The organism is Sphingobacterium sp. NPDC055346, from assembly GCF_053645235.1.
This window is the reverse complement of the sequence record NZ_JBSHMI010000003.1, coordinates 110675-127783: the sequence shown is the minus strand read 5'-3', so window position 1 is coordinate 127783 and position 17109 is coordinate 110675. Positions and strand designations below refer to the sequence as shown.

The window sequence follows — 17109 nt, the reverse complement described above, 5'->3', positions numbered from 1 at the left end:
ACGTATGGCAGTGTACGTCAATCATAGCAAAAAGAAATCATAGTCAACTCAATCATGGATATCGAAGAATTAAAAGATAAAATAGCGTTAAAAGAATTAGTTGACCGCGTTTCAACATTAGCAGATAAGAAAGATTTTGCAGCGCAGGTACAACTTTTCACCGAAGACGCTGTAAGCGAAACCATAGCAAATGAAGTAGTCATTCTACAGCTTAAAGGAAGAAAAGAAATGGAGGTTGCTTTTGATAGCTATCTTCAAAATGTAAGCACACTTTTCCATTTCAACGGTCAACATATCATTAATATTGATGGGTCGAAGGCGACTGGAACCAGTTATTGCTTAATTACTATGATCTGTTTTGCGGACAATGATAAAACCACAACCACCATAAGAGCGATTTATTCTGATGATTACGTGAGGGTGAACAATAAGTGGTTAATTAGCAAAAGAATAGGGAATTTTGTTACTGAAGAAATTGGAAATTAAATCTTAACGTGAAGATTCGGGAGTGTAACGTGAACTGTGTCATTCAAAATTAACGCCTCTCAGAAACCTCTATTTTCCTGAAGGATTCTATCCCCAAATTTAATGTATAATTGTGAGAATGCCAGTCCCCAGTTATGGATTGGCATTGTCCATTTTTTACTGATATTTCTAATGACCAGGTACATGAGCTTCAGCAGTGCCTGTTCCGAAGAAAATGCACCTTTAGTCTTTGTGATCTTACGAATCTGACGATGTACGCCTTCGATCGGATTGGTGGTATAAATAATCTTTCGGATCACCTGATCGTATTCAAAAAACGCAGATAGGTTTGTCCAGTTGTCCAGCCATGATTTGCAGCTCAGCGGATATTTTTTACCCCATTTTTCTTCAAACTCCAGCAGTCTTTCATATCCCAGCTGTTCATTGCCTGCCTGATAAATCGGCTTCATATCAGCCATCACCGTCTTTTTATCTTTTTCTGGAATATAGCGCATAGAGGAGCGAATCTGGTGAACAATGCAGAGTTGCACCCTGGTCTTTGGAAAGATCGCCTCCACCGCATCAGGAAAGCCTTTAAGTCCGTCAATACAGGCAATCAGGATATCTTCCACTCCACGGCTTTTAAGATCGGTAAGCACCGAAAGCCAGAATTTGGCCCCCTCGTTTTCAGAAGTATACAGACCTAAGACATCCTTTTTACCCTCGATATCCACGCCCAGGATATTGTAAATGGCACGGGTTTCTACCGCTCCGTTTATCCTGACTTTGAAAAACATACAGTCCAGAAACACGAAGGGATATACGGCTTCAAGCGGACGGTTCCGCCACTCCTGCACCGCTGGCAGCACGCTGTCTGTAATCCGTGAGATCTCAGCTGCAGAAATATCCATGGCATACATTTCCTGTATGTAATCCCGCATGGCCCGGGTGCTCATACCCATGGCATACATCGAGAGAATATTCCCTTCCAGTTCCTCGGTGATGATCAGCTGGCGTTTAGGCACTACTTTAGGTTCGAAGGTACCTAAACGGTCACGGCCAGTTTCAAGTTCAAATTCCCCGGCACTTAAGCTGCGCACGGTCTTTTTACCCTTACCATTCTTACGGTTAGGATGATCAGCAAGCTTACTTTCGGAAATATGATGCTCCAGTTCACCGGTCATCATGGATTCCAGAAAATGCTTCATCATGGGGGCCAGCACGCCATCGCTGCCGGTCATCTTTTTGCCAGAGTATAATCCGGCTATAGCTTCCTTTTTAAAGGACTCAAAATCAAAATCGTTTTGTGTTGCCATATGTAGGTCAATAGTTTAAAGTTACACTATTGACACAGTTCAAGAAACACCCTCGAAGATTCATCATGCTTTTTATTAATTCGTCTTTGAAGTTCTTCTTTAAAACTGTCATCCAGTTTAAGTTCGCATTTTTCAGTACCAAACAGTTTTTTCACAAACTGATTAATGACGGCGTTTTGTTTTGCAAAAACACGGCACATTTCACAAATATTAAGGTGATACTCCAATTCTGCTTCTTCCTTATCTGTGATACCGTCCGTTTGCTGCTTTTCAATCAAAAAAGTGGCTTTCCTGCAATTGTCAAGCATGTCAGCCATCTCTTGATCACTTAATTTTTTCATTACCATTTGTTTTATAATTTCCCTAAATCCAATTCCTCTGAAGACAATCTCTCAAGCTTACTTTTGCGCGATGACTAATTACCCAAAAATTGGAAGAAGTCAACTCTAATTGAGCGCAAATATTTTCACTTGATTCTTCATCAATATGTTTCATCGTAAACACAGACTTCCATAAAGGGGGAAGTTTTTTCATGCATGATTTTAATACACCGTCAAATTCTTTATTTTCCAACGCTATCGGTTCTTCTATGCCAAAAGCTTCTGGATACTGCCCCTCTTTCCAATGCCCGCTTTCCTCAAAAAACTCATCGCTAGCAGAACTATTAATCGATATGGTCTGTCTATTTGAGTTAGATGACTTCTTACGATAAACATCGAATATCTTATTTTTTAATATAGCCGTAAGCCAGGTCTTCTCTGAACTACGCCTATCAAATTTTTCCCAGCCCTCTAATGCAGCTAAAAAAGTTTCTTGTACCAAATCTCTTGCAATATCGTTATCATCAATACGTGTACAAGCGTAACTATAAAGATAATCTGCATAGTTTACTACCCATGAATTTGGCCCAACATCTACTGGTTCTGGAGCTTGTGCTTTAGTCGGCATATTATTTCCATATTTATTTTTATATATCAAAAAATATGAATTGGGTAAAGTAGTGCCATCTTTTGCTAAAAGAATAAGTTACTGCATTCCTAGAGTTATTTCTATCTCCTATTTCAAGGTTTAGTCGGCTATCCCTTCAGCACCTTGCAAACTTTTTCATATTTTATATGGCATTAAATTTACGCAAAAAAAATGAAAACGAATTGACATTGAGACTAAATATTACACCTTTCATTTGCTACACCTGAAGTCGCTATTTTTATATCAATATTTAAATTTAGTTCCAGTTTTGCCGTCTTCTAAATGAATGTTGAGTAAGGCCAGTCTATTACGTATTTGATCCGACAGCAAATAATTTCGATCCGACCTTGCAGTGTTGCGCATCTCTATCAGTAATTTAATTGTGCCATCAAGTTTGTCTCCATGTGAACCATGCAGTACTAAATTTCTACCTATACCCAAAACATCGTAAACAAAATCTGACATAACTTTAATGAAAAGGTCTAAATCCCCTTCTGTTAGGGTCTCAGATTTTTCCTTCAACTGATTGATAAAATTTACCCCCTCGAAGAGATGTGAGATTAAAATCGGTGTGTTGAAATCATCATCCATAGCTTCGTAACACTTATCTCTCCAGGCAAGTATATCAAGTGTTGATTCTTTACCTGTTTCTACCATAGGCAGAATCTCGATTGATTTTATTAGGCGATAATAGCCCTTCTCCGCGGCGAGAATCGCTTGGTCAGAAAAATCCATAATGCTTCGGTAATGTGTTTGCATTATTAAAAACCGTGTGACCTCGGCTGAATAAGCTTTAGTAAGCAATGGATTCTCACCACTCAATATTTCATGTGGCAAGATGTTGTTGCCACTTGACTTCGCCATTTTCTTCCCGTTTAAGGTTAGTAGATTGGCGTGGATCCAGTAATTCACCGGCGCATGTCCGGTGCATGCTATTCCTTGGGCAATTTCACATTCATGATGTGGAAATTTAAGATCCATCCCTCCACCATGTATATCAAATTTCTCACCTAGATATTTGGTGCTCATTGTAGTACATTCCGTATGCCAACCTGGAAAACCATTACTCCAGGGTGCTGGCCACCGCATTATATGTTCAGGCTCAGCCCGTTTCCACATCGCAAAATCCTGGTCATTTCGTTTGTCTGACTGTCCGTCAAGCTTTCGAGAATTACTAACCATATCTTCAAGCTTGCGGTTACTGAGTACTCCATATTCATGATCCTGGTTATACTTGGCTACGTCAAAATAAACCGAGCCATTAGATTCATAAGCATAGCCATTATCAATAACCTTCTGAATAACATTTATTTGTTCAATGATATGCCCTGTTGCCGTTGGCTCTATACTTGGAGACAATAAATTAAATTGCTTAAGTGTATCGTGAAAATTGACAGTGTAGCGCTGAACAATCTCCATTGGTTCAAGTTGTTCTAAACGCGCCCTCTTGACGATCTTATCTTCGCCTTCATCAACATCATCAACAAGATGACCGACATCGGTTATATTTCTCACATACCGAACCTTATACCCTAAATGTAAAAGATAACGGTAGATTATGTCAAAAGATATAAAGGTTCTAACGTTGCCTAAGTGTACATTGCTATATACAGTAGGACCGCAAACGTACATGCCCACGTGTCCCTCTTGTAAAGGGGTAAATGTCTCTTTTTCATTGGAAAGAGAATTATAAATTTTTAAATTATTGTCTTTGTAAGTCATAGCATGTGCCGTTATGATTCTTTCATATAAACGCGAAACCATTAGGCTCTCATAGCATAGGTTTCTATTTTAAATTCTTTATTAAGCCCCTTTATAAATGTCTCAAGTTTATATTCATTTGAAGAAATCATAGAATAAATGCCATTGTAAGCATCATCTTTGCATATGTGTTGAGCATTTGAGATCAGAACCTTACTATTTGCATCTAGTTTATAACTTTGATACAGCTGACCCAGATTGGCTCCGTCATTAAAAAGAATTTCTACTCGATCGCCCTCAAAAACATAAATAAAGCTTCTAGAGAAGGTGAATTGTTGCCCCGTTGATATTAGTGATAGTTTGCCTTCTTCATTGTAAATTAGTTTTTCTTTATCGGCTGAAGTAAAATATGCCACACCATCTGCGATACCATATGTACTCTCCTTATTATTATTGTAAATAGTTCTTTTGAAGAGCCATTTACCTTCAAAATATTTCTTCATCCATATTTTCTCTTTCGCATTTATCATCCTTTGTATGTTAGACATTTCCTGTTGGCATCTTTTTTCTAACCATTAAAAAAGACCTTTCCAGTCTCAATCGATAGCTCTAAATTATTCTCACGCAATCTTTCGATTAGACCCTTCCCGTCTATTAGGTCCACTGGAGGCAAGCCTTTAGTTTTTGATGCTTTTTTTGTCTTTCTACTAAATTGCCCGGTTGTCACAAATATACCTTTGTGCGTCTCATCAGCCATATTATTTAGTAGATCTTGGATTAATGTGTCGGGCACAATTCCCATCTGCTGTTTAGCTAGGAAAACAAAATGATATGACATCACGATTCCTAATTCAATGGATCCTCTACCTGTTATTATTCCATCCTCCATGATTTGAATTGATCCGATTTTGGTAAAGCTTATCGTTTCAAAGAAACTATGGCAGAAATTACTAAATAGAATTTCAGGTAAACTGTTTATGATTGCTATTTGGCTATTATCCATCGACGACATTATATTCAATCAGCTTTACAAACCCTAAACCACTGTCGGCTTCAATACTCTGGTAGTACTTTATCACGAAGCCCAATTCCATGAATTTGATATATTTTCTTTGTAATTGCTGCTTTTCAAATTGTTGCTAATCCCTTTTAAAATATCTTCATACATTCTTGTTTGTTTTGGGCTCAAATACTTCTCTGGCTGGCTGTTGTAAAGAATGGCGACATTAATTCGTGAACGTTGAACTTTGGTCAACGGCAAATATCTAAATGAGGATTTTGATAAATAGTACTGTGGGCTTTCATCTGTTTTAAAGTCCTGAGAAACGTTAAGTGCGAAAAAACCTTCTTTACTTGCATAGTTATTCAATTCCACTAAAGAAACCTGAGATTCATCGAAAAAAACCTTCACTACTTCCACGTTATCAATCCATCCGGCTTCGGTATATTTAACTGCTGAGTGCAAAGCCATTAAAGTCTCCCCAGACCAAAAGCAGGGGGTTTCATAAAAAGTGGTTTTAAAATTTCCATATTCCATTTTTAAGTCGTCGCCCAAAAGCAATGCATATTGAGGAATGGGCTTTTCCAATTTATCAAGTACTTCTACCAATTTGTTGTACATACTTAACGGAAGGTAGTTATTAGTCAGCTTGGGAATGATATCCTGCCCTTTATCATTCACAAAATGTGCCACTGGATTGTTCCAAGAAGGCTCATTATAAAAGTTTAGTATGTCTAGGTCTGCCCCGGGTTTATTGTTGTAGATTACTAGTGGAATGAATTCATTTTCAATAAATTCCACCATAAGGGGGTGACTTAAAACATCTCTTCCAAAATTCTGGCAAGTACTACAACCTGGGATTTCCTGAAAAAAAAGTAAGACAGGTTTCTCTTGAAGTTTACTTAACTTCAATGCCGTGTTGTAATCTCTTAGCCAAGTCACTTTTCCTAATTCTACACTTTGGTTTCTAACATTCGTTTTTGTATCCATTATGTTCTATTAATAATTATTCCGCTTCTTTATAAATTAATTACACGAAAGATCATATCATATGACTTTCAAACACGATTTGTTTATTATTGAATAGTAACCCTAAGCTGAAATTATTACACAATACTTTTTAAAAAGGTGATTGCAGCGTCAACATTCAGGTGGAAATCTGCAAAAATCACACTATCATTTTGATCGATAAAGACAAACCAAGGCGTCCCGCCAGTTTGGTAATTTTGCATAAAGTTAGAACGGGATTTACCGTCGTCACCGGCATCATGACCAAAAGGTATTTTTAAATCGTATTTTTTTTGAGTTTCAAGCATCTTATCAAAAGTATTTTCATGATGACCTTCGAATACAGTTTGGATTGCTATGAACACGACGTTCTCATTTCCCTTTAATGCTTGAATCATTTTTTTCAAATTGGGCAAGCCAATACTGTGGCATCCGGGGCACCAGCTTTGAAAACAATAAACCACTTTAAACTTTCCTTTAAAATCAGACAGTTTTATTTGATTAGTTGTATTCCCATTTTCATCTACCCAATCTTTTACGTAAAATTCTGCTGCATCAAATGCTTTATTTTCTTTTACTAGATTTTCCATAATTCATTTCGTTTTGTTGTTAAGTTGGAGTAGGCTAGTTCTTTTTAACTTTAGTATGATGAGCCATTGATTCCTTACAATATATTTTATTGCATATACCATTGCTAGCTAATCGTGAAGCTTTGACTGAAAGAATTAAAGAATGTGCAACTATGCAGTACTCTAGTATGACATGCTGAATAAGACGAGTTGCCGTTATTTACTATTGCAAAAAAAATGGCATGTCAAATATATCTACTTGAGCATGCCATCTATCAATAAGAAGGTTCTACAAGAAAGTGCCAAATCTTTCAAAATGGCAGGTATATCCGTTTGGATGTTTTACAAGATAGTCTTGATGATAATCTTCGGCAGGCCAAAATTTAGTGAAGGGTTCTAGCGTAGTAACTACCTTTCCTGGCCATCGATCCGATTCATTCACTATTCCAATAATTTCTTCAGCCTCAATTCCCTCTTGTTCATCCTGAATGAATAAAGCCGAGCGATAACTTGAACCTCTGTCGTTACCTTGTCTGTCTACCGTACTTGGATCGTGAATTCTGAAAAAATAATCCAATAATTCCTTGTAAGATGTTTCATTTGAGTCATAGGTAATTTCTAATCCTTCAGCATGCTTGGGATGGTTGCGATAGGTTGGATTTTCATTAATTCCGCCTAAATAGCCAACCTCAGTATTTTTTACTCCAGGGCGAACACGAAAAAGATCTTCCATACCCCAGAAACAACCGCCTGCTACGTACGCTTTCTTTAAATTTTCCATATACTTTGTTTTAAGTTAATTATATTGATGATTCTATTTACAAATAGATTTTTTTTGCTTGTTCACATATCCGTTTTTATCAGTGAAGCAGCATTGATACAATACCGTAAACCACTAGGAGCCGGACCATCTGGAAATACATGTCCAAGGTGAGCATCACATACATTGCATGTGACCTCCACTCTTATCATACCATGGCTACTATCTTTGATGTGAGCGACATTTTCGGTGGCAATGGGTTGAGTAAAAGATGGCCAGCCAGAACTGCTATGGAATTTTTCTGCTGAATCAAACAGCAGCGTTTCACAACATATACATTGATATTCCCCGGGTTCAAAAAGCGTGCACATTTCAGATTTGTGGGGTCGCTCAGTGCCTTTCTTTCTAGTGATAAGATAGGATTCCGGATTTAAAATTGCTTTCCATTCCTCATCAGTTTTTTCTACTCTTTTAGGTGGTTCAGGGTTGCCATGGTTCACCAATCTGATAATATCGTTCCAGTTTAACATTGCTAAAGATTTTGAAGTTTAGATATTGCTCCAATATTTAAAATTGCTGCTATTGATATAGTACAAATTTAATACACAAGTACATCCATTCTCTTATCGCTTTCGCCCGATGTTGTAGCAATTCTTCCTTTTAGCGAATCATTTGAATTTCTACCTTAATGGCTATATATGACTACCCGTTCCCAGTCCTGTATTTTAGAACTAGCGTACAAATGGATCAGTGTTAAATTATTAATCCCATTTCTCAAAAGACAAATGATGTTTTCCCTTTTAGCGTTTTATTAGACATTATTTTCGATCCATTTGCGGGCATTAACAAACGCTTCATGCCAAGGCGAAACCTCATCAACTCTCCCTTCAACATAGTAAGGCCAGTTCCATTGGAAAATTGAACGCTCAATATGAGGCATCACAGCTAGGTGACGGCCATTATCGCTTGCCATCATTGCAATATTGAAATTAGAACCATTGGGATTTGCCGGGTAATCCTTGTAACTGTATTTGGCTACAATATTGTAAAGGTCTTCATTATAGGGAAGACTAAATTTACCTTCTCCATGAGATATCCATACTCCTAGTGTGCTACCAGCTAATGTCGATAGCATTACCGAATTATTCTCTTGAACAGTTACCGATGTGAATCCACATTCATGTTTTTTACTGTCATTATGGAGCATTTTGGGTTTTATATTGTGGTTAGGATTTATAAGTCCGAGCTCAATAAAAAGCTGACACCCATTACATATTCCTACCGATAATGTGTCTTCACGTTTAAAAAAATTTTCTAGTGCTGCTTTAGCCTTTTCGTTGTAAAGAAAAGCGCCAGCCCATCCTTTGGCCGAACCAAGAACGTCAGAATTTGAAAAACCTCCAACAGCACCAATGAATTGTATGTCTTCGAGTGTTTCACGACCTGAAATAAGGTCGGTCATATGAACATCTTTCACATCAAAGCCGGCAAGATACATTGCATGGGCCATCTCACGTTCTGAGTTTGACCCCTTTTCACGAATGATAGCGGCTTTTGGTTTTAATTTCAACTCGTCAATTGGAACTTTTTTACCGTTAAAATGAGCTGGGAAAGTAAACTTAAGAGGCTGATTTTTATAATTATCAAAACGTTCCTTTGCTTTTTGATTACCTGATTGCTTTCGATCAAGAAGATATGACGTCCGGAACCACGTATCCCTTATTTCAGGTATGTCAAAATTAAAGCTAGCATTCCCATTTTTAATGGTTACCACCTTACCTTCTTTCGGTCTACCTATTCGGGTGTAGGCAATATTATTCCGAGAAAGCTCGACCTCAACCGATGCATCAGCCTGGATCACAATAGCGATGTTCTCAGCAAATAAAACTTTAATGTTATCCAGCTCCTTTAAATTGGTAAGATCATATTCAGCACCAAGATTTACGCTGGAGAAGCTCATTTCAAGAAGTGTGGTAATTAACCCCCCACTGCCTACGTCGTGCCCAGAAGTAATTTTGCCGCCCTTAATGAGGTTCTGAATAACGTTAAATGTATTTTTGAAAGAAATGGCATCTGTAATATTAGGTGCTTCATTACCCACAGCATTTAAAATCTGTGCAAAAGCAGAGCCGCCTAATTTGTATGTATCACCTGAAAGGTTGATATGGTATACGTTGCCCCCATTCTTTTTAATTACTGGCTCAATAATTTTAGAAATATCAGAACATTGACCAGCAGCCGATATGATTACCGTACCTGGAGCGATTACATCACCATCCGGGTATTTTTGTTTCATTGCAAGTGAGTCCTTACCTGTGGGAATGTTTATCCCTAACTCAATAGCAAAATCAGAACAAGCCTCAACGGCCTGGTAGAGCCTTGCGTCTTCACCCTCATTTTTGCAAGCCCACATCCAATTAGCTGAAAGCGATACACTTTTAAGTCCGTCTCTGAGAGGAGCCCATAAGATATTACTTAATGCCTCTGCAATTGCTGTGCGACTACCTGCAGCAGGATCTATAAGTGCAGCAATAGGCGAGTGACCTATAGCTGTAGCCACCCCTTCTTTACCAGTGTAATCCAATGAAATGACACCTACATTATTTAGCGGAAGCTGGATTTCCCCAGCAGTTTGCTGCTTCGCAACCTTCCCACCTACGCAGCGGTCAACTTTATTCGTGAGCCAGTCTTTACATGCTACCGCTTCTAACTGAAGTACTTGATTGAGGTAATCATATACCTTGTCCTGATTATAATCAAGATTTGAATAATTTCTCTCGATAGATTTGTCTACCATAATAGTTCTAGGCGAAGAGCCAAATAAGTCTTCAAGAGCAAAATCAACTGGTCTGGCACCTGTAATGCCCGATTCAAATTTAAACCTTTGATCATCTGTAACTTCCCCCACACAATACATTGGTGTGCGCTCACGGTCTGCAATTCTTTGGAGTATTTCAATTCCGTTTTTACTAATCACAATCCCCATCCGCTCCTGTGATTCATTACCTATTATTTCTTTGGCAGAAAGGGTTGGATCACCCACAGGTAATTTGTCAAGGTCAATATTACCTCCCGAACTTTCCACAAGCTCGGAAAGACAGTTTATATGTCCTCCCGCACCATGATCATGAATAGATATAATAGGGTTGCTTTCGCTTTCTACAAGTCCTCGAATAGCATTAGCAACACGTTTTTGCATCTCGGGATTTGAACGTTGAATAGCATTGAGTTCAATAGCCGAGCGTACTGCTCCCGTATTGGCAGATGAAACTGCAGCGCCACCCATACCTATGCGATAATTATCTCCACCTAGAATAACAACTTGATCGCCGACTTCGGGTTTTAGTTTCTTTGCCTGACTTTTTTTACCATATCCAATACCGCCGGCAAGCATAACCGCTTTGTCAAAACCAAGTTTGCGCCCATCTTCTTCATGTTCGAAAGTGAGTACCGACCCTGTAATCAGCGGCTGTCCAAATTTATTATTAAAGTCGGCCGCACCATTAGAAGCTTTTATTAAAATATCCATTGGTCTTTGATAGAGCCATTTTCTTTCAACCATACCCGTTTCCCATACTCTGTTTTCTTCAAGCCTTGAATAGGGTGTCATATACACGGCGGTACCAGCTAAGGGAAGCGAACCCTGACCACCAGCAAGCCTGTCGCGAATCTCACCGCCAGATCCTGTACCAGCACCATTAAAAGGTTCTACGGTAGTGGGGAAATTGTGTGTTTCTGCCTTCAAGGAGATAACTGATTCGAATTCCGAAACCTGATAAAAATCTGGCTTATCTGCTGTTTTAGGGGCAAACTGCTGAATTCTTGGACCTTTTAAAAATGCTACATTATCTTCATAAGCAGAGATTATTCCGTTAGGACTTTCCTTTGATGTCTTTCTGATCAAGCCGAACAGAGAAGATGGCTTCTTTTCACCATTTATTTCAAATGTGCCATTAAAAATTTTATGGCGGCAATGTTCAGAATTCACTTGCGAAAAACCAAATATTTCAGAGTCAGTTAGTTTCCTTTTTATCCTTAAAGAAAGATTGTTGAGGTACTCCACTTCTTCGTCGCTTAGAGCCAAGCCTTCTTGGTTATTGTAGGCACCGATATCGCTAATTTCAAGTATGAGTTCTGGATCGCTGTGTAGAGTAAAAATTCTTTGATCAAGTCCGTTATACTTTTGAAAAAGCATACCGTCAAAATCAGTGTCGTTTTTATCAGATTTAAAAAACATTTCCATTCTGACAATGCCAGTGACACCCATATTTTGGGCAATTTCGACGGCGTTAGTGCTCCATGGAGAAACTATGTTAACGCGTGGTCCAACAAAACACTCATTAAGTGCATGTTCTTCCAATTTATCAGCGCCGCCGAAAAGCCAGCTTAATTTTGTAACATCATCAGTTGACACCTCATTTTGAGATTGTACCGCGAAAACCTCATTTGTTTGATTACCAAAAAAAAGAATCATCATCCATTAAATTATTACTTTCGTTGAAATGAAAACTACTTTGGTCCTGCTCCAGGCGAGCAGAATAGCATAGACTGTTTAAGCAAAGCCAAAAACTATATAATTTGTAGCCAAAAAAATTAAAGTTGCTATCATTTTCTATAGTACAAATTTATAAGACAACTGCCTCCACATACTTAGCAGTTTCACCCTTTGTTGTGGCAATTTTTCCCTTTTAAAAATCATTTTTGAGCTGCCGCCCAAATTTTTCTCTTAAAACTTTCAACTTAGGATCTATATAGGTTCGACAGAATGGAGCCTGCTTGTTTTTTTTGTAGTAATTTAGGTAATTTTTCGTATTCTCCTTGAAAGTAACAAAAGGCAGAGCTTGAGTTATATAACATGTTTCACTGTCTAATTCTATTCGTCGAATTGCCTCTTCAATGACACGTTTGTCTTCTACATTAAAATAATATACAGCAGATCTGTATTTTTTACGCATACTATGAAGGCTAGTACTACTGTGTGAAAGTAGATGTACCTCTATTAGCCTATCAAGAGGAATATCACTACCATAATGGACAATTACGCCTTCTGAATATGTATCAAAGGGGGGCGTCGAAGTTATCCAGCCTTGCTCGACTTGCTCTACCCCGTGAAGAGATTGAAATATAGCCTCAGTGCACCAATGGCAACCGCCGCCAAAACCTATTTTATTCATAAGCCTACTTTAAAAATTAACCATCCTGACCTCGTTTCATGTTTAAATCATAGCCCTGCATGTTTGAAGCTGTGTTCACCGCTAAGTACACGAAAGCTAGTAATAGACAATACCGACAATTATTGCTACAATTGAAGCTATTAAAGCGATGCCGGCCAGTACTACAGAATATAAGGTAAGCTTGTTGTTAAATTCTGATTTTTTATGAGAAAGCAGTTTCAAACAAGCGTCGCCCTTCATTACGAAGTTACATCCAAGGTGATTATCTAAATCCTCAAACTTTATATTTCCATGGCTAGCTTCAGCATGATGAAAACTATCGTAATACCATACCTTAACGGCGGTTTCAATGTATTCATTACCGAAATCATATCCCTTTAGTTCTAACTGCTTTCTAAGAATTTTGTAGGAAAGACCTGTTTCTACATTAGCCCTTCCAATTATTAAAATGTCCAGATAGAGTGCGTCATAAACTTTCATATACTTATCTCTTATTTAAATTTTACCTGCTTGTTCAAAGTTGCCCTCAAAAACCGGATGTTAAATTTAATTGTTTTTGACAGATTTACACACATATCTAGCACAAAGACATGTACTATATTTATAGTACAAATTTAGTCATGTCAGGAGATTAAATACTAGTCTCAACTTCCCGATGTGTTGCCAATTTTTCCCTTCCTGTAAATATATACTCAAGCGTAATGGGTGGAAAATATAGCCCAAGTTGGTTCGTGCTTGGGTAATATTATGAGATTTAATGTGAAAGTTTGTCATTTAAAACATTTGCAAATGTAAAAAAATCCCTAATCTCACTAAAACATCTGCTATGAAATACTCTCTACACAACATTATTTTAGAAATACATAATAAGGAAGATAAGATTGCATTACAAAACAAGCGAACGATTGACGAGGCATATGAAATGACCCTTTATCTTCAGGATCTATTATTCTCTATTAAGAAATTCATCGTCGAAGATGGATTTCAGAACAATGCTGAAGAGATCCATTTCTTCCGTACTATTAAACCTCAAATATTAGGAAAGCTTATTTATTATAATAAGGTTTACAGAATAGAAACTACATGCCCTGTAAGCAATGGTAAATTGTATTTTGGTTATTTTTCAGCCCAATTGGCAAGTTTAAAAAGGGAGTATATTGAGCATATATGTAATTCTGATTTTTACAGATATTATCGGTCTGGACGGACGGATCGGGATGAAACTTATTTCAGGCGTGGCAACATAAACTACCATGATGGCCTGAATAGTATTGTATTTGAAATTGATCCATCATTCTCGACTTTCTTTGACTATAAGATCGCCAGAATTATTGCGAACGAATTGCTTTATTCATATCTTCTGACAAAAATCAATCCTGATGAAAACCCAGACATAATTTTACAAAAACCGGAGAACTCCAAAGATGTATTTTGGACAGATAGTAAAAATGCACTAATCGAATTGGTATATGCGCTGCATGCCGCTGGCGTGATTTCTCACGGTAAGATTGGTATCCGTAAAATTAGCCTAATGTTCCAGATACTTTTTCGTATTCCACTCGGCGACCTGCATCACGCATTCCATCGCATGAAAACAAGAACAGGTTCACGCACTGCGTTTTTAGACCAACTCAAAATTTCGCTCGAAGAATATATGGATAAAGACCTTTAGCCATATCAGCAAAGATGATTAAAAGCAGTACCCAAAATGTACTGCTTTTTTTTTGCCCATATCTGCCAATTGGCAAATATGGGCATAAGGCTCTCATAAAATACCCGAAGCACGCTAAAACCATTATCAATCAAGGGTTTTTCTCATTGCAAAAATTTTCAAAAAAAGTGCCAAACCAATGGGTACGCATTGGCAGACAAATACTTCCACACTACTGAATTTTGCCCTGTGAACATTAAACAACAGTGCTATGAATATTATAACAGTTGACGAAGAAGTGTGGAAGCACCTCAATGAAAGGTTGAAAGCCATTAGCGAATATATCCTCAAACTGGAAGATACAAGCTACGATAGCTTGTGGCTCAACAACCACGAAGTCTGCCAGTATCTCCACATCAGTGAAAAAACACTGTGGCGTATGCGAACCAAAGGCGAGATAGCTTATTCAAAAATCTACGGTCAGTATTTCTACACCATTGGAGCAATTAAGGATATGCTCAATGCCAATGCGGTGCAAAGCAGTGATGAATTTGTACAGGAGCTTATGGCAAAAGGCAAAAGCTATATCGAAAAAGGCAGAAAATTAAATGCAGATAAAAAATAGGTACGAACCCTTAACAATATGTTCCTATGAATATTGACAGAATGGAATTTTTGGCGTGGATGGAACGCCTGATAGGTCGCCTTGATATGCTGGGCGATAACATAGATGATTTGCAAAAGAAACGTAACAGCATAGACGGCGAAGAACTGCTCGATAATCAGGATTTGCTTCAAATGCTCAAAATCAGTAACCGTTCCCTGCAACGGTACCGTTCCATCGGCAAACTGCCCTATTATACAATAAGCGGTAAATTGTATTACAAGCTATCTGATGTACATCAGTTTATAAGGGAAAGTTTTAATAAATGAACGCCAATAAGTGACAAACACCGCCTTTGAGTGCCACTTCGGTCGATGCAGTACACGCTTCTCCTATTTTCGGCATTTGAACTTTAAAATTTTCAGATTATGAGCGAAGAAACTACAAACAAACAGGAAACTCCCGAACAGTTATCGGACATACTGCTGGTGCTGGATAAAGAAAAAATGAAAATCCAAGCCGTAAAGAGCATTGATGAAAACGGCAAAATGGAAACCGTTGACCCCACGAAGAAAAACCAGAACCAATTTATGCGTGTGGACAAGAGTGGCGATTTCTTTTCCAACTTCTTCTCCAATTTTTTTAGCCAACTAAAGAACCCTACCAATTTCTCATTCTTCAAAGTGCATGCACCTATCGCTGTGGATAAAGCACAGGAAATGCAGAAGCAGGTAGATAAGCCAACTCTCGAAGGCGAAAAAGTGATGAAAGAACACGAGGTGAAAACCGAGCCTCAACAGGATAAAAAACAAGAAAATCAAAATAATATGGAAACAGCACAAACAACACCGGAAACAAGCCAATACCGCTACAAACCGGAACAGATTGATTGGGACACAATGAACAATCTCGGATTAAGCAAGGAATACCTTGAAAAAAGAAACCTCCTTGAACCCTTATTAAAAGGCTACAAAACCAATGAGCTTATACCTGTGAGCGTTAATTTCGGTACAGCCATTCTTCGTACAGATGTCCGTTTGTCTTTGCAGGCTACCGAAGACGGAAGAGTAGTTCCGGCATTGAACGGTATCCGTAAAGAGCCTAACCTCAACTTTGAATTTTTCGGACACAAGTTTACGGACGACGACAGAAAGAACCTGCTCGAAACGGGTAATATGGGGCGTGTGGTTGATTTGACCAATACCAAAACGGGCGAACTGATGCCGTCCATTATCAGTATAGACAGGTTAACAAACGATGTTATTGCACTGCGAACGGATTTCATAAAAATTCCCGATGAAATAAAAGGTGTGAAATTGAACGATGAACAAAAGCAAACTTTAATGGAGGGTAAACCGCTTCAATTAGAGGGTATGATTTCTAAAAAAGGAACAGAATTTTCGGCAACGGTACAGTTCAATGCAGACAAACGCTATGTAGAGTTCCTGTTTGACAGAACGGGCAACAATCAGCAGTCGCAAAACAACCAACAAAAAAGCCAGCAAAATCAGTCGCAGGAAGCACCAAGAATTTTTAGAGGTAAAGAATTGGATGATGAGCAGTACAATAAGTTCAAAGCCGGACTAACTGTTTATGTAGATGGTTTGGTGGATAAAAAAGGACAAAAATATCAGGGCTATATCACACTCAACAAAGAAACGGGAAAAACAGATTTCTCGTTCCAAAATCCCGACAAGCTCAAAGCCCAGGCAAAACCTACCGAAGCCCATAAAACACAAACTGCGGTCAATTCAGAAGGGAAAACCAACGAAGCGACCAAAAACATCAACGAGCCTTTGAAGTCGGGGCAACAAAGACCGAAAAACAAACAACAGCAGGAGCAACAAGAAAAGCCCCAAACGCCTGCAAAATCCAAAGGCAGAAAAGTTTAG

Annotated in this window: 18 protein-coding genes; 5 read left to right on the top strand and 13 right to left on the bottom strand. The window is 38.3% G+C overall.

The features are described from left to right. Positions 1 to 54: 54 nt before the first annotated feature. On the top strand, positions 55 to 486 hold the full coding sequence (locus ACWICE_RS07425) for a nuclear transport factor 2 family protein (protein ID WP_454297977.1): 432 nt from the start codon (positions 55 to 57) through the stop codon (positions 484 to 486). A 59-nt stretch (positions 487 to 545) separates the two neighbouring features. Here the strand turns inward: ACWICE_RS07425 and ACWICE_RS07420 are convergent, their stop codons facing one another. From ACWICE_RS07420 to ACWICE_RS07360, 13 genes are all read right to left on the bottom strand, one after another. Further along, positions 546 to 1781 carry an IS256 family transposase gene (locus tag ACWICE_RS07420; RefSeq protein WP_454297976.1) on the bottom strand — a complete coding sequence of 412 codons (1236 nt, stop codon included), beginning with the start codon at positions 1779 to 1781 and terminating at the stop codon, positions 546 to 548. A gap of 26 nt (positions 1782 to 1807) precedes the next feature. Further along, entirely contained in the window at positions 1808 to 2122 is a 315-nt protein-coding gene (locus ACWICE_RS07415) for a hypothetical protein (protein WP_454297975.1), read from the bottom strand. A gap of 22 nt (positions 2123 to 2144) precedes the next feature. After that, positions 2145 to 2729, bottom strand: coding sequence for a sigma-70 family RNA polymerase sigma factor (locus ACWICE_RS07410; protein WP_454297974.1), 585 nt, complete (start codon positions 2727 to 2729; stop codon positions 2145 to 2147). 264 nt (positions 2730 to 2993) lie between these two features. Then, positions 2994 to 4472, bottom strand: coding sequence for a cysteine--tRNA ligase (cysS, locus tag ACWICE_RS07405; RefSeq protein WP_454297973.1), 1479 nt, complete (start codon positions 4470 to 4472; stop codon positions 2994 to 2996). Positions 4473 to 4513: 41 nt separating this feature from the next. Then, positions 4514 to 4981, bottom strand: a complete 468-nt coding sequence (locus ACWICE_RS07400) for a DUF6314 family protein (RefSeq protein WP_250686312.1) — start codon at positions 4979 to 4981, stop codon at positions 4514 to 4516. A 38-nt stretch (positions 4982 to 5019) separates the two neighbouring features. Continuing rightward, entirely contained in the window at positions 5020 to 5454 is a 435-nt protein-coding gene (locus ACWICE_RS07395) for a restriction endonuclease (protein WP_250686311.1), read from the bottom strand. Between the two features lie 72 nt (positions 5455 to 5526). Then, the gene (locus tag ACWICE_RS07390) at positions 5527 to 6441 is read right to left on the bottom strand and encodes a VPGUxxT family thioredoxin-like (seleno)protein, type 2 (protein ID WP_250686310.1); all 915 of its coding nucleotides are present in this window, start codon (positions 6439 to 6441) and stop codon (positions 5527 to 5529) included. A gap of 116 nt (positions 6442 to 6557) precedes the next feature. Then, on the bottom strand, positions 6558 to 7049 hold the full coding sequence (locus tag ACWICE_RS07385) for a TlpA disulfide reductase family protein (RefSeq protein WP_250686309.1): 492 nt from the start codon (positions 7047 to 7049) through the stop codon (positions 6558 to 6560). Positions 7050 to 7317: 268 nt separating this feature from the next. Further along, positions 7318 to 7809 (bottom strand): peptide-methionine (S)-S-oxide reductase MsrA, encoded by a 492-nt coding sequence (msrA, locus tag ACWICE_RS07380; RefSeq protein WP_250686308.1) that lies wholly within the window; start codon positions 7807 to 7809, stop codon positions 7318 to 7320. Between the two features lie 62 nt (positions 7810 to 7871). After that, a complete protein-coding gene (gene msrB, locus ACWICE_RS07375) occupies positions 7872 to 8318 on the bottom strand; it encodes a peptide-methionine (R)-S-oxide reductase MsrB (protein ID WP_250686307.1) in 447 nt (148 codons plus the stop codon). 281 nt (positions 8319 to 8599) lie between these two features. Continuing rightward, positions 8600 to 12262 carry a phosphoribosylformylglycinamidine synthase gene (gene purL / locus ACWICE_RS07370; RefSeq protein WP_454298159.1) on the bottom strand — a complete coding sequence of 1221 codons (3663 nt, stop codon included), beginning with the start codon at positions 12260 to 12262 and terminating at the stop codon, positions 8600 to 8602. 214 nt (positions 12263 to 12476) lie between these two features. After that, a complete protein-coding gene (locus ACWICE_RS07365; protein WP_250686305.1) occupies positions 12477 to 12962 on the bottom strand; it encodes a peptide-methionine (S)-S-oxide reductase in 486 nt (161 codons plus the stop codon). A 96-nt stretch (positions 12963 to 13058) separates the two neighbouring features. After that, a complete protein-coding gene (locus ACWICE_RS07360; RefSeq protein WP_250686304.1) occupies positions 13059 to 13442 on the bottom strand; it encodes a hypothetical protein in 384 nt (127 codons plus the stop codon). A 346-nt stretch (positions 13443 to 13788) separates the two neighbouring features. Here ACWICE_RS07360 and ACWICE_RS07355 point away from each other — a divergent pair, with 346 nt between their 5' ends. The 4 genes from ACWICE_RS07355 to ACWICE_RS07340 all read left to right on the top strand — a co-directional run bounded on the left by ACWICE_RS07355 (position 13789) and on the right by ACWICE_RS07340 (position 17109). Further along, positions 13789 to 14634: an RteC domain-containing protein gene (locus ACWICE_RS07355; RefSeq protein WP_250686303.1), complete on the top strand. Its 846-nt coding sequence runs from the start codon at positions 13789 to 13791 to the stop codon at positions 14632 to 14634. 250 nt (positions 14635 to 14884) lie between these two features. Then, a complete protein-coding gene (locus ACWICE_RS07350) occupies positions 14885 to 15238 on the top strand; it encodes a helix-turn-helix domain-containing protein (RefSeq protein WP_454297972.1) in 354 nt (117 codons plus the stop codon). 26 nt (positions 15239 to 15264) lie between these two features. Next, entirely contained in the window at positions 15265 to 15546 is a 282-nt protein-coding gene (locus ACWICE_RS07345) for a helix-turn-helix domain-containing protein (RefSeq protein ID WP_454297971.1), read from the top strand. Between the two features lie 99 nt (positions 15547 to 15645). Beyond that, positions 15646 to 17109, top strand: a complete 1464-nt coding sequence (locus ACWICE_RS07340; protein WP_454297970.1) for a DUF3945 domain-containing protein — start codon at positions 15646 to 15648, stop codon at positions 17107 to 17109.